Origin of the sequence: Marinospirillum alkaliphilum DSM 21637 (genome assembly GCF_900119735.1) — a bacterium.
GTDB classification, from domain to species: Bacteria; Pseudomonadota; Gammaproteobacteria; order Pseudomonadales; family Halomonadaceae; genus Marinospirillum; species Marinospirillum alkaliphilum.
Genome location: NZ_FPJW01000007.1, coordinates 87,280 through 100,974, shown reverse-complemented (window position 1 = coordinate 100,974; position 13,695 = coordinate 87,280). Strand labels below are relative to the sequence as shown.

At 55.7% G+C, this 13,695-nt stretch carries 10 protein-coding genes; 5 read left to right on the top strand and 5 right to left on the bottom strand.

All coding sequences use genetic code 11. The annotated features are described in order from the left end of the window. Positions 1-60 precede the first annotated feature (60 nt). Complete coding sequence (locus BT114_RS10360; RefSeq protein ID WP_072326399.1) at positions 61-2,268, bottom strand: OsmC domain/YcaO domain-containing protein; 2,208 nt, start codon at positions 2,266-2,268, stop codon at positions 61-63. Between the two features lie 155 nt (positions 2,269-2,423). Between BT114_RS10360 and BT114_RS10355 the strand changes: the two genes are divergently transcribed. From BT114_RS10355 to BT114_RS10345, 3 genes are read left to right on the top strand one after another with little or no spacing between them, the layout of a single operon-like run. Next, on the top strand, positions 2,424-3,572 hold the full coding sequence (locus BT114_RS10355; RefSeq protein WP_072326398.1) for a Fic family protein: 1,149 nt from the start codon (positions 2,424-2,426) through the stop codon (positions 3,570-3,572). A gap of 39 nt (positions 3,573-3,611) precedes the next feature. Further along, positions 3,612-3,872 carry a YlcI/YnfO family protein gene (locus BT114_RS10350; RefSeq protein WP_072326482.1) on the top strand — a complete coding sequence of 87 codons (261 nt, stop codon included), beginning with the start codon at positions 3,612-3,614 and terminating at the stop codon, positions 3,870-3,872. Beyond that, a complete protein-coding gene (locus BT114_RS10345) occupies positions 3,869-4,177 on the top strand; it encodes a type II toxin-antitoxin system RelE/ParE family toxin (RefSeq protein WP_072326397.1) in 309 nt (102 codons plus the stop codon). Before BT114_RS10350 ends, BT114_RS10345 begins: the two co-directional genes overlap by 4 nt. 96 nt (positions 4,178-4,273) lie before the next feature. Here BT114_RS10345 and tkt read toward each other — a convergent pair whose 3' ends face one another. The 4 genes from tkt to BT114_RS10325 form a co-directional block, all read right to left on the bottom strand. Continuing rightward, complete coding sequence (tkt, locus tag BT114_RS10340; protein ID WP_072326396.1) at positions 4,274-6,280, bottom strand: transketolase; 2,007 nt, start codon at positions 6,278-6,280, stop codon at positions 4,274-4,276. 145 nt (positions 6,281-6,425) lie between these two features. Continuing rightward, on the bottom strand, positions 6,426-8,435 hold the full coding sequence (locus BT114_RS10335; RefSeq protein WP_072326395.1) for a TRAP transporter permease: 2,010 nt from the start codon (positions 8,433-8,435) through the stop codon (positions 6,426-6,428). Further along, positions 8,404-8,835: a DUF1850 domain-containing protein gene (locus BT114_RS10330; RefSeq protein ID WP_177247082.1), complete on the bottom strand. Its 432-nt coding sequence runs from the start codon at positions 8,833-8,835 to the stop codon at positions 8,404-8,406. Before BT114_RS10330 ends, BT114_RS10335 begins: the two co-directional genes overlap by 32 nt. A gap of 61 nt (positions 8,836-8,896) precedes the next feature. After that, positions 8,897-9,880, bottom strand: a complete 984-nt coding sequence (locus BT114_RS10325; protein WP_072326393.1) for a TAXI family TRAP transporter solute-binding subunit — start codon at positions 9,878-9,880, stop codon at positions 8,897-8,899. 267 nt (positions 9,881-10,147) lie between these two features. Here BT114_RS10325 and metK point away from each other — a divergent pair, with 267 nt between their 5' ends. Then, entirely contained in the window at positions 10,148-11,338 is a 1,191-nt protein-coding gene (metK, locus tag BT114_RS10320) for a methionine adenosyltransferase (RefSeq protein WP_072326392.1), read from the top strand. A gap of 122 nt (positions 11,339-11,460) precedes the next feature. Continuing rightward, positions 11,461-13,614: a hypothetical protein gene (locus BT114_RS10315; protein WP_072326391.1), complete on the top strand. Its 2,154-nt coding sequence runs from the start codon at positions 11,461-11,463 to the stop codon at positions 13,612-13,614. Positions 13,615-13,695: the final 81 nt, after the last annotated feature.

Sequence of the window (13,695 nt, the reverse complement as noted above, 5' to 3'; positions counted from 1 at the left end):
ATACCCAAAGAAAGGCGCTATTTTCCCGTATCCGGCGGCAAGTCGCAAACCTGTTTTTGCTCAGCCATTAATGCCCGCGCGTGCTGCCCGTGCCGCATGGAGTTTCTGGTAGCTGGCGATCAGGCGCTGGTGCCTGTCCAGGCCTTCCAGTTGCAGGCTGGTTGGCGTTAAACCATGAAAACGCACTTCACCGGCCACCGAGCCCACCACTGCTGCCATCACGGCTTCACCAAACATGCGTTGCAGGTTGGGTAAAAAGTCGTCCAGCGCCAGCTCTTCATCCAGGGTGATTTCCAGCACCGCCTGGACTGCCCGATAAAAAAGGCCGCGCTCCACCGTGTTGGTGTTGTATTGCAGGAAGCTTTCCACGCCTTCCAGCGCACCTTCATGGTCTTGCAAGGCCAGTTGGATCAGCAGTTTCAGTTCCAGGATGGTGAGTTGTCCCCAGGCCGTGTTTTCATCAAACTCGATACCGATCAGGGTGATGATATCCATGTAGGGATCAAGCTGACTTTCTTCCAGTCGCTCAAGCAGATCCTGCAGCTGTTGATCATCCAACTGGTGCAGGTTGAGAATGTCCTCACGGAACATCAGCGCCTTGTTGGTGTTGTCCCAGATCAGGTCTTCAACCGGATAGATTTCCGAATAACCCGGCACCAGAATGCGGCAGACCGGTGCACCGAGATCCTGGTGAACGGCCATGTAGCTTTCCAGCTCCAGCTCCTCGAGAATGCCAAACAGGGTCGTTGCTTCTGCTTCATTGCTACCCGCCTCTCCATCACCGGAAAAATCCCAGTGGCAGAAGTCATATTCGGAACGGCTGCTGAAAAAGCGCCAGGACACCAGCCCGGATGAATCGATGAAGTGTTCCACAAAGTTGTTGGGTTCCGTCACCTCCATCGAGTTGAAGGTGGGTGGTGGCAGGTCGTTCAACCCTTCAAAACTGCGTCCCTGCAACAGCTCGGTGAGGCTGCGTTCAATGGCGATGTGCATGCTGGGATGGGCGCCAAAAGAAGCAAATACACCGCCGGTGCGCGGGTTCATCAGGGTGACACAGGCCACCGGGAACTGGCCGCCCAGTGAGGCATCCTTGATCAGTACCGGGAAGCCCTGCTGCTCCAGTGCACGAACCCCTTCCACGATACCGGGGTATTGCTGCAACACCGACTCGGGCACATCCGGCAAGGCCAGCTCGTTTTCGATCACAGCCTTTTTCACTGCGCGCTCAAAAATTTCCGACAGGCACTGTACCTGCGCTTCCGCCAGGGTGTTACCGGCACTCATGCCATTGCTGAGAAACAGGTTTTCAATCAGGTTGGAAGGAAAATAAACCGTTTCACCATCGGAATGGCGCACAAAAGGCAATGCACAGATGCCTCGATCAGCACGACCGGAATTGGTGTCAATCAGGTGCGATGCGCGCAGCTCGCCTTCCGGGTTGTAAATGCTCAGGCAGTGGGCGTCCAGCAACCCTTTGGGCAACTGATCCCTGGGTCCCGGCTTGAACCATTGTTCATTCGGGTAGTGCACAAAGGCACTGTTGGCGATTTCGGTGCCAAAGAACTGATCGTTGTAAAAGAAATTGCAGCTCAGGCGCTCAATGAACTCACCCAGCGCTGAACACAGGGCCGCTTCCTTGGTGGCACCCTTGCCGTTGGTGAAACACATGGGGGAAGCGGCGTCACGAATGTGCAGTGACCAGACGTGTGGCACGATATTGCGCCAGGAGGCAATTTCAATTTTCATGCCAAGGTCGGACAGAATGCCGGTCATGCGGGCGATGGTGTCTTCCAGTGGTGCATCCTTGCCTTCAATCCAGGTGCGGTTTTCACCTTCCGGCATGGCCATCAGCAGGGCCTGGGCGTCCTCATCCAGATTGTCCACCTGTTCGATGCGAAACTCCGGGCCGGTCTGCACCACCTTTTTCACCGTGCATCGTTCAATCGAGCGCAGGATGCCCTGTTTGTCCTTGTCGGAAAAATGCTCCGGCAACTCCACCTGAATCTTGAAGATCTGGTTGTAACGATCTTCCGGGTCCACCAGGTTGTTCTGCGACAGCCGGATATTGTCTGTTGGCAGGTTGCGGGTGTTGCAGTAGACCTTCACAAAATAGGCCGCACACAGCGCCGAAGAGGCCAGAAAATAATCAAAGGGGCTGGGTGCTGAACCATCACCCTTGTAACGGATGGGCTGGTCAGCAATGACGGTGAAGTCGTCAAACTTTGCTTCCAGACGCAGATTGTCGAGAAAATTAACCTTGATTTCCATGCAGTGGGTACCGAGTGAAAGGGTGTGGATGATCAGGAAGAAATGGCCGCCATTATCCTGATTTTGGTGGCAGGCGTCTTGGGTGTTGGCCGTTGAGCCGAATATAAAGCATAATCGGCTCAATAACTGATCCGATTGATCGAGGTATTCGGCTCATGTACATCTGGCAGCAACAGGATTGGCCGAGATTTTACTGGAATGAGGCACGCATCAAGCCTTATCTGGATGCTGTACGCCTGCTGCAAGGGCGATTATTGGGCCGAACGGAGGTGGCACCGGAACACACAGACCTTGCGGTGGAAATGGATGCCTTGATCCAGAATGCCATTCGCACCAGTGAGATTGAAGGTGAGCATCTGGATGTTGGCTCGGTGCGTTCCGCTGTTGCACGGCAACTTGGCCTGGAAAAAGTCGGTCTTTCCGGCAGAGCCACCCCGGAATCCGAATCGCTGGTGAAGCTTTTGCTGGAAGCCACTCATCAACCACAACAGTCTCTTTCCGCCCAGCTTCTTTGTCACTGGCAGGCGCTGTTGTTTCCTGCGGGGGCAGGACTGGTGTCCAAAGTGTTGGTGGGCCAGTTGCGGGGTGATCACCCGATGCAGGTGGTATCCGGGCAGTTGGACCGCCCCGCCGTGCATTTTGAAGCACCGCCACGCAGCCACCTTGAAGCAGAGTTAAACCGCTTCATTGACTGGTTCAACCAACCCCCTGAAGAACTGGATGCCTTGTTACGGGCAGGCATTGCCCACCTCTGGTTGATCACCCTGCACTCCTTTGATGATGGTAATGGGCGGGTCACCCGCGCAGTCACGGATCGAGCGCTGGCACAGGCCGAAGGTCAGACCGTGCGTTTTTACTCCCTCAGTGCCGCCATCATGGCCAGGCGCAGCAGCTATTACGAACTGCTGGAGCAGACCCAGAAGGGTGATCTGGATATCACCCACTGGCTGGTCTGGTTTCTGGAAACCCTGCAACTGGCTTTAGAGCAGGCGCTCACACGCGTAGACAAGGTGCTGGAAAAAGCCCGTTTCTGGCAAACCCATGCCCAGACCCTGCTGAATGAACGCCAGATCAAAGTGCTGAACCGACTGCTGGATACAGCCGGTGAAGAGTTCAAGGAAGGCATTAATGCCCGCAAATACCAGTCGCTGGCCAGCGTCAGTAAAGCCACCGCAACCCGTGATCTGGCCGACCTGGTGGAAAAAGGCTGTTTGCAGCAATTGCCCGGCGGCGGGCGGAGTACGCGGTATGTGGTTTGCAACTCAGGAAGTCAGCTCACAAGAAATACTTGTGAGTTCGAATAGGTTATAATGTATTGCAAAAGCGATGCGATCGAGGTGTTTATGAAAACAGCAACCTTTCCTTCTTTGAGAGTTGAGCCTGAGCTGCGGCAGGATGCAGAGAAATTACTGGAAGCGGGAGAGAGCCTGTCTCAGTTTATTGAAACAGCGCTGCGCAGTCAGATTGCACTTCGTAAAGCCAATGCGGAGTTCCTTGCGCGAGGGTTGGCATCGCGAGATAAGGCACGGCAAACGGGGCGCTATATTCAGGCTGAAGATGTACTGAAAAAACTAAACGCCAAGTTAGAGGCCAGGAAGGCATGAGCACCTATTCTGTTCGCTTCACTGAAGAGGCTGAGACAGACTTGCTGCGGCTTTATGATTACCTTCTTGAACAAGATCCTCAAGGAGATCTTGCTGGCCGTGCTCTGGCTGCGGTTAGACAGGCTGTTGAGTTATTGCAGACTTTTCCTTATACCTGTCGTAAAGCCTTGCCGGATAATCCCTACCTTCGGGAGCTGATCATCAGTTTTGGCTCAGCTGGCTATGTGGCTTTATATGAAATAGAGCCAGATGAGTTGGTGACTATCCTGGCTATCCGTCATCAGCGGGAGTCCGATTACCACTAGAGTATCGGAAACCTTTTAGTCCTTCTAAAGCAAAACGAAGCCCCAGGTTATCCAGAGGCTCCGCTTTTTATTTAACGACCGGCTTTAATTCAAGCCTCAGTCGTCGAGGCTTTCCAGCAGTTCTTCAACGGTGGCCACCACGTTTTCCACGGTGAAGCCGAATTCGGCAAAGAGTTGTTCTGCCGGGGCGGATTCACCAAAGCTTTCCATGCCGATGATGGCGCCTTCCAGACCGGCATACTTGTACCACCAGTCTTTGTGGGAGGCTTCCACCACCACGCGGGCAGCCACTTCGGCAGGCAGTACTGACTGACGGTAGGCGGCGTCCTGTTGCTCAAACACATCGGTGGAGGGCAGGCTGACCACACGCACCTGTTTGCCCTGTGCTGCCAGTTGTTCTGCGGCCTGCATCACCAGACCGATTTCCGAGCCGGTGGCGATCAGGATGGCTTCCGGTTCGCCGCTGCAGTCTTTGAGGATGTAACCACCACGGGCGATGTTGGCCAGTTGTTCGGCGCTGCGCTGCTGGTGCGGCAGGTTCTGACGGGACAGAATCAGTGCAGTTGGGCCGTCCTTGCGTTGCAGCGCAGACTTCCACGCCACTGCGGTTTCCACTGCATCCGCCGGACGCCAGACGCTCATGTTGGGGGTGCCGCGCAGGCTGGCCAGCTGTTCAATCGGTTGGTGGGTGGGGCCGTCTTCACCCAGACCGATGGAGTCGTGAGTGAACACTTCAATGTGCTGCTGTTTCATCAGTGCCGCCATGCGCAGGGCATTGCGGGCGTATTCCATGAAAATCAGGAAGGTGGCACCGTAGGGAATGAAACCACCGTGCAGCGCCACACCGTTGATGATGGCGGCCATGCCGAATTCACGCACACCGTAGTGCACATAATTGCCGGATGCATCTTCGCGGCTGATGGCTTTGGCGCCCTTCCAGAAGGTCAGGTTGGACGGTGCCAGGTCGGCAGAACCACCCAGCAGTTCCGGCAGTTTCGGTGCCAGGGTGTTGAGTACGTTCTGGCTGGCCTTGCGGCTGGCCACGGTTTCACCGGCCTGTTGCAGTTGCTGGATGTAGGCATCCACGGTGGCAGTGAAATCGGCGGGCAGATCCCCTTTCATGCGGCGGGTGAACTCGGCAGCCAGCTCAGGATGGGCCTGCTGGTAAGCGGCAAAAGCCTTGTTCCAGGCGCTTTCAGCCTGCTGGCCTTTTTCCTGTGCATTCCATTCCGCGGCGATATCCGCAGGAATTTCAAAGGGTGCGTGGTTCCAGCCCAGTTGCTGACGGGTCAGGGCAATTTCATCATCACCCAGCGGGGCACCGTGGCAGTCTTCCTTGCCACCCTTGTTGGGTGAACCAAAACCGATGATGGTTTTGCAGATGATCAGGGTCGGGCGTTCTTCTTCCTGACGGGCGGTTTCAATCGCGGCCTTGATTTCATCCGGCTTGTGGCCATCAACCTTCAGTACCTGCCAGTTGTAGGCTTCAAAACGCTGGGCGGTGTTGTCGGTGAACCAGCCTTCCACTTCGCCATCAATGGAGATGCCGTTGTCATCATAAAAGGCAATCAGTTTACCCAGACCCAGGGTGCCGGCCAGTGAGCAGACTTCATGGGAAATGCCTTCCATCATGCAGCCATCACCCAGGAAGGTGTAGGTGTAGTGATTCACGATGTCATGGCCGGGGCGGTTGAACTGGGCAGCCAGGGTTTTCTCAGCCAGCGCCATGCCCACGGCATTGGCAATGCCCTGACCCAGTGGGCCAGTGGTGGTTTCCACGCCGGGGGTGTAGCCGTATTCCGGGTGACCAGGGGTTTTGCTGTGCAGCTGACGGAAGTTTTTCAGATCTTCGATTGAGAGATCGTAACCGGACAGGTGCAACAGGGCATAAATCAGCATGGAGCCGTGGCCGTTGGAGAGCACAAAGCGGTCACGATCGGCCCACTCAGGGTTCTGCGGGCTGTGTTTCAGGTAGTCGTTCCACAGTACTTCGGCGATGTCCGCCATGCCCATCGGCGCGCCCGGATGGCCGGATTTTGCTTTCTGTACGGCATCCATGGCCAGTGCACGAATGGCATTGGCGCGATCGAAACGTGAAGTCATGGGTGGTGCTCTCCTGCCCCGGTGAGGGTGTTGGTCATCAAGGAAATAAAATTGGGCGCTATTTTCCCGCATCTTTGAGTTGGTAGCAAACCCAAAGAAAAACCCCGCCGAAAGATTCAGCGGGGTTTTTTCAGTTTTGCGGCGTTCAGCTGACCAGTGCGCCGGCTTGTCGGCGTGCCTGGAACCAGTTCCAGGTCATCAGACTGCCCACCAGTACCATGCCGTACACATCGGTCTGAGCTTCCGGCACGATCAGCATCATGGCGCCTGCTGCCATCAGAACACGCAGCAGTGGGTTCATCCAGGTTTTCAGATAACCCTCCACGGCTGCACTGAGTGCCACGATACCGAGAATCGAAGTGAGTGTGATCGACAGGATCACTGTCCAGTGCGGCAGCGGGAAGCTGCGTGCGGTCACATCCAGCCCGGTTACATCAATCATCAGCATGGCCGGGTTGTAGACAAACATGAAGGGAATGATGAATCCGGCCAGTGCCAGCTTCAGTGACTGGAAACCGGTTTTCATCGGATCACCTCCGGCAATGCCAGCACCGGCAAAGGCTGCCAGGGCAACCGGAGGTGTGATGTTGGCAAACAACCCGAAGTAGAAGACGAACATGTGTGCCACCAGCACCGGAATGTCAAAGTGAGCCAGTGCCGGTGCGGCCATGGTGGCAGTGATGATGTAAGCCGGAATGGACGGCAGGCCCATGCCCAGAATCATGGAGGCAATCATGGTGAAGAACAGGGTCAGAAACAGGGAGCCTGCACCGATGCTCATGATCGAGGAGGTCATCACGGTGCCGAAGCTGGTCAGCCCCACCACGCCAATGATGACACCCACCACGGCACAGGCAGCCATCACCGACAGGGACTGGCGGGCACCATCGGCCAGGGCATCCAGGATGTTCCTGATGGACATGCGGGTGCTCTTGCGCAGGGAGCTGACAACAACAGTCAGCAGGATGGTGTAAAAGGCGGCATAACTGACCGGAACCGACTGATACAGGAAATAAATCAGTGCAAAGATCGGCAGCAGCAGATGGCCGCGTTCCTTCAGGACTTCCCAGGCACGGGGCAGGTCGGCACGGGGAATGCCTTTCAGGTTTTCCTTGCCGGCACGCAGGTGCACCTGAGTGATCACGCCCAGGTAATAAAGGAAGGCCGGCAGAATGGCGGCCAGTACAATGGTGCCGTAACTGACACCGGTGGTTTCAGCCATGATGAAGGCACTGGCTCCCATGATCGGGGGCAGGATCTGGCCACCGACCGAGGCACTGGCTTCCACGGCTCCGGCAAAATTCCTGTGATAACCGATGCGTTTCATCAGTGGAATGGTGAAAGCGCCGGTACCCACCACGTTGGCAACGGCGGTACCGTTGATGCTGCCCATGAAACCGCTGGAAATCACCGCCACCTTGGCCGGGCCACCCTGTTTGTGACCGGCGAGTGCCATGGCCAGATCATTGAACAGCTGACCCATGCCGGATTTGGCCAGAAAGGCACCGAACAGGATGAACAGGAAAATGAAGTTGACTGAAGCGCCAATGGCTGAAGAGTAGAGGCCTTCGGTTTTCAGGTACATGTGCCCGAGGATGTCGCCCAGATCAAAGGGGCGGGTCAGCAGTCGGTCCGGCATGAAATCCATGTGACTGACAAAGGGATAGATCAGGAACACCAGCGCCAGGATTGGCAGGGCCAGTCCCATGGTGCGACGTGCAGCTTCAATCACCAGTACCAGTGTCACGCCAGCCATGACAACGTCGGCTGTATCTGGAATGCCGCCGCGAGTGGTCATGATGGCCTGGTATTCGACAAACAGATAACCGAGTGAGCCGATTGATGCCAGCACCCACAGCCAGTCAGTCAGCGGAACACTGTCGCGTCGTGAACCCTTGCGTGCCGGATAAAGCAGAAAAATCAGTGCCAGACCGATGCCCACGTGAGTGGCACGCTGCAGCAGTTCAGGCAGTGGGTAATAGGTGATGTAAAGGTGAAACAGGGAATAGGCAATGGCCAGTCCGGTCACCAGCAGTGCCAGCGGGCGGTTGGTCAGGTTGCGGGTCACTGACTGGCGGTCAAATTTTTCCAGCAGCTGTTGCTGTTCCGGTGACGTTGCACCTTCAGCGGCTGGCGTTGTTACCGAGCTGTTCATGACAGTAGTCCTTGATGAATAGGTGGCGCCACAGCACCTGGCGAGCCGGGTGCAGTTGCAGGTTGGTGTAGTCCCCGGTCCATCTGAAAAGCGGCCAGGGTTGTTCACCGACCAGCAGGGTTGTTTCGGTCAATCGGGAGACGGTTCGGTTGATTTCAGGTAAATGAATATGGACGCTACGGTTGATGTAACCCTGCGCATCCAGTTCCAGGTCACCATCATGAGGCACACCCGCTCCAAACGTTCGAAAGCGCGTTGTGGTCAGTAGAAAACCTGAATCTTTGCGCTGATAGTCTTCCTGCCAGACCTCATGTTCCACCGAGTGCAGCCAGTGGAGGGTGAAATGCCCCGGATTGAAAAAGCACTGACCCTCTTCGAGGATCAGTGCAGTTCCTTTCACGGGCCAGTGCAGGATTGCTGTCAGCAGCAAACCTGCAGCTGCACTCCCGTAGCGCAGGCGCTTACTGGGCAACCTCATCGTAATAACGCTGTGCACCCGGATGCAGCGGTGCCACCAGCCCTTGCTGGGCGTTTTCCAGGGAAACATCGCGAACCGCCTGGTGAGCGGTCAGCAGCTGCGGCAGGCTGTCAAAGAAGGTTTTGGTGAGTTGATAAACATCACTTTCACTCAGGTCTGCACGTACCACCAGTGCATTCATGATGGCTGCAGTGGGAATGGCTTCTTCGTTGCCGTAAGTGCCGGCTGGGATTTCCAGGGAAACAAAGTAGCTTTGATCCTGGGCAATGGCCTCCACCTTTTCACGCTGGATGGCAACCAGTTGCAGATCGAAGCTCTGTGCCAGTTCCATCAGTGAGGCGTTGGGCATACCACTGGTCAGGAAGGCTGCATCCAGACGACCGGCGCGCAGTGCATCGGCTGCTTCAGCGTAACCCAGGTAATCCACGCGGATGTCGTTGTAAGTGATGCCATGGCCATTCAGCAGGTTGCGGGCATTCACTTCCACGCCTGAGTTCTGGGCGCCAACGGCAACACGCTTGCCACGCAGGTCATCCAGTGTCTTGATGCCGGTGCGCTTGGATGTCACGACCTGAACGTAGTTCGGATAGAGTGCGGCCACCTGCTGCACATTCTCAATGGGAGCGCGGAAGCTGTTACTGCCAGCCAGGGCATCGCTGAGCACATCACTCATGACAAAGGCCATTTCCACTTTTTCCTGAGCCAGCAGGTTCATGTTCTCAACCGAGGCACCGGTGGTCTGGGTGCGGGAGTTCACGCCATGGGTACGGTTGTAAACCTCGGCCAGGGTGGTGGCGATGATGTTGTAGGGGCCGGAAGCACCGCCGGTGGCAATGGTCACCATGCGGGTATCAAGACGCTCACGGTTGTCGGCTTCTGCCGCGTCGTCACTTTTTGAGCATCCTGCCAGAAGACCTGCCAGCAGCAGGGCTGTCGTTGCTTTTGCAAAAACGGATGATTTCAGCATGCCTGAACCTCTGGTTTGTTTGATCAGAAAATAGCCTGTTGTTTTTCGGTTCGGTAGATTAAACAACCGCAAAGAGGCTGTCACGCCATTTTTTTATGCAAAAATCCATGCAAAAAGTGGGAATATGCTTTGTTTTGTTGTGGCGCATGATGCCTTGTTCCAGTGCGTTCCTGAATTGGCGCATGGGTATTGAATTCGGGTGCATCAGCAGCACATCGGGGTTAGAATCCCTGCACATCAAAGACAAGCAACAGGAGCAGCTCGTCCATGAGCGAATATTCCCTTTTCACTTCCGAATCCGTTTCCGAAGGTCATCCGGACAAGCTGGCAGATCAGATTTCCGATGCTGTATTGGATGCCATCATTGCTGAAGACAAGCATGCCCGTGTCGCCTGTGAAACCATGGTGAAAACCGGGGTGGCGATTGTGGGTGGCGAGATCACCACATCAGCCTGGGTGGATCTTGAGGATCTGGTACGCGGTGTCATCAAGGATATTGGTTACACCTCATCCGAAGTGGGGTTTGATGGTGATACCTGTGGTGTGATCAACATCATCGGCAAACAGTCGGTGGATATTGCTCAGGGTGTGGATCGTCAGAAGCCAGAAGATCAGGGCGCTGGTGATCAGGGTCTGATGTTTGGTTATGCTTCCAATGAAACCGATGTGCTGATGCCTGCCCCCATTACTTTTGCTCACCGTCTGGTGGAGCGTCAGGCCGAGATTCGTAAAAGTGGTCTGCTGAACTGGCTGCGTCCGGATGCCAAAAGCCAGGTCACCTGCCGTTATGAGCACGGCAAGGTGGTGGGTATTGATGCAGTGGTGTTGTCCACCCAGCATAATCCCGAGGTATCTCAGAAGGATCTGCAGGAAGCGGTGCGTGAGCTGATCATCAATCAGGTGCTGCCTGCTGAGCTGCTGCACAAGAATACTCAGTACCACATCAATCCAACCGGCAAGTTTGTGATTGGTGGCCCGGTGGGTGACTGTGGTCTGACCGGACGCAAGATCATTGTGGATACCTACGGTGGCATGGCGCGTCACGGTGGTGGTGCCTTCTCCGGCAAGGATCCATCCAAGGTGGATCGCTCAGCCGCTTACGCCGGTCGTTATGTGGCCAAAAACCTGGTCGCAGCCGGTCTGGCTGATCGTTGTGAAATCCAGGTGTCTTATGCGATTGGTGTGGCCGAACCGACTTCGGTGTCCATCAACACCTTTGGTACGGGTAAAATCTCAGACGACAAGATCATCCAACTGGTGCGTCAGCATTTTGATCTGCGCCCTTATGCCATCACTCGGATGCTTGATCTGCTGCACCCCATGTACCGTTTGACTGCGGCTTATGGTCACTTTGGACGTGAGCCGGTTGAAATGACCGTGGGTAATGACACGTTCACAACCTTCCCCTGGGAAAAAACCGACAAGGCTGCAGCATTAAAGGCTGATGCCGGTTTGTAATAGACTGTAAAATCCTTTCAGCTATTTGTTATGCTTGATACCCTGAAGCCAAGGCCTCAGGGTATTTTTTTGCACTGTCCGCTGCGGTTTTGTGTGTTGTTTTGAAGGTCAGGGAGTGAGTCATGTCACAGGTCAGCGATATTCCAGAGCCGCAGGATCATGCGCCGCGACTGCAGCCAGTGTTTAGTGTGCTGGTTAGTGGGCATCGTCAGCAGCGTTTGCAGCCACCAGAGCTGGCACTTGAGTTGTTGGCACAACGGCAGCAGGCACTTGAGCACTTGATGCGAGACTTGTTGAGCCGCCTTAAAGCGGTGGCGACAGAAACCTTCGATCGAGTGCAGGAGGTTTATGCTGAGGTGCCGCCGCTGACACGCCTGATTACCGGATCAGCAACGGGTGCTGATGCCCTGGGTGCTCGTTTGGCGCAAGAATGTGGTTATGAGCTGGACTATCTATTACCAAGGGCCAGTCAGACAGCGATTGATGCACCTGATGCTGCCCGAGGTGTGGCGATGCAGATGCAGCCACAGGAGGGTGCCAATGACCTGCCGGAAAGTGAGTATCGGCTGCGAGACCGCCTGGCACTGAGTTTCAGTGATCTGCTGGTGGCGGTGTGGGATGGCCGTGAACCACAGCATCTGGGTAGTGGCACTTCACTGATGATCCGTGAAGCCCTGCTGCGCCGTACACCTACCTGCATTCTGCTGTTACCGCCGGACGCTGAAGCCCCGCAGCTGTTGTGGCTGGACTTGCAGAAACTCACCGATGCCTGGTTGACCGAGGTGCAGGTATTGGGCTGCACCACCGATCTGTTGCTGCAGGTGTTTGATGAGTTGCCGTTGGATGCAGGGGTGACGGCTCAGCGGTTGCAGCAGTGGATGGATATTCTGTTGATACCCTTCCGTCCGGCATTACAACCGGACAACCCTGAGCTGGCCTTGTTAAAGCGCATTGAGCAGCAGCGCTCAGTGAGCCGTTACCTGCTGCAGTGGTTGTTCTGGTGGTTGTTGCAGCGTGGCTGGCGCAAAACGCCGGTCGAACGGCCGCTGCCTTTAGTAGAATGGATTCGTGGCAGCTGGTTGTGGCTGAACATCATGTTGAACCCACCCCAGAAGAGTCAGTCGGTGCGCCTGATGGAAATCCTGCATACCGAGGTGCGCCAGTACACCCGTCAGGAACGGATGATCAGTCGTGCCCATGGCTTTTTTTCCGGGCTGGCCAAACTGGATCTGGGTTCTGCCTTGCAGGCACTGATCCGGCCGCCCTGTTATCAGGGCTATGGCAACATCAGTGCCGACGCCATGGCCGGCGTGCCCAACCCGATTCAGGAGCCAAAGCTGGAGCAGGTGTTCAACTGGTCGGATACCCAGGCTCGGGTGTTTGCCACCCGTTATCGGGATGATACCTGGCTGATTTATTACGCAGCGGCTTTTGCCGTGTTCTGTGCTGTGGCCGGTGCTATTCACCTGTGGCCAGCACCCAGTCAGGGTATTCCCTTCATCTGGGTATTTCTGGAGTTTGTGTTGCTGCACTTCATTGTGCGGCGGGTGCTGCAATCGCGTTTCCGCAATTATCATGGCCGTTGGATGAGTTTCCGTTTCATTGCCGAGCAGGTGCGTTATCTGCGATTGGGATACCCACTGCTGGTACTGCCGAACAGTTACTCGGTACCGGTATGGGAGCCGGTGGTGGAGCGGGGGCGCATGGAGTTGCGGCTGAAATCGGCAGAAGCCTGGATGTTGCAACGCCTGTTGATTGCTGAAGGCCTGCCGCGTTGTGCATCGGGTCAACCGGTGTATGCCATGACAGAACACAACACTGAAACCCTGCAGTACATCCGGGCGGTGCTGGAAGAGCACCGGCATTATTACCTCAGCAGCTACCATCACTTGCACCGTGAACACACCTACCTGCACCGGCTGGCGTTTGGCCTGTTCACCCTGACCTTTTTTGCGGTGACCATTCACTTCTTTTTCACCTTGCCGGCGATCCTGATTTTCACCGCTTTTTTCCCGGCTTGGGGTGCAGCCATTCATGGCATCCTCAGTCAGAACGAAGTGGTGCGGGTGTCTTCAATGGCTGCACAGGTGTGGCGTGAACTCACCACATTAAAAGAGGCCTTTGAGCTGCATGAGCATCTGGCCGGGCGTGCCACCAGTTGGCAGCGCACCCAGCAACTGCGGGAGTTGGTGGAAGCGGCTTCCACCATCCTGTCGAACGAAAACCAGTACTGGCGCTCGTTGTTCCAGCACAACCATCCGGACTTGCCAGCCTGAAGGCAGCGGTTGATCGGATAGCGGACTTGGTGATGCCGTCCTGCTCTGGCATCATGGTCCGCTTTTCACCCACAACACAAG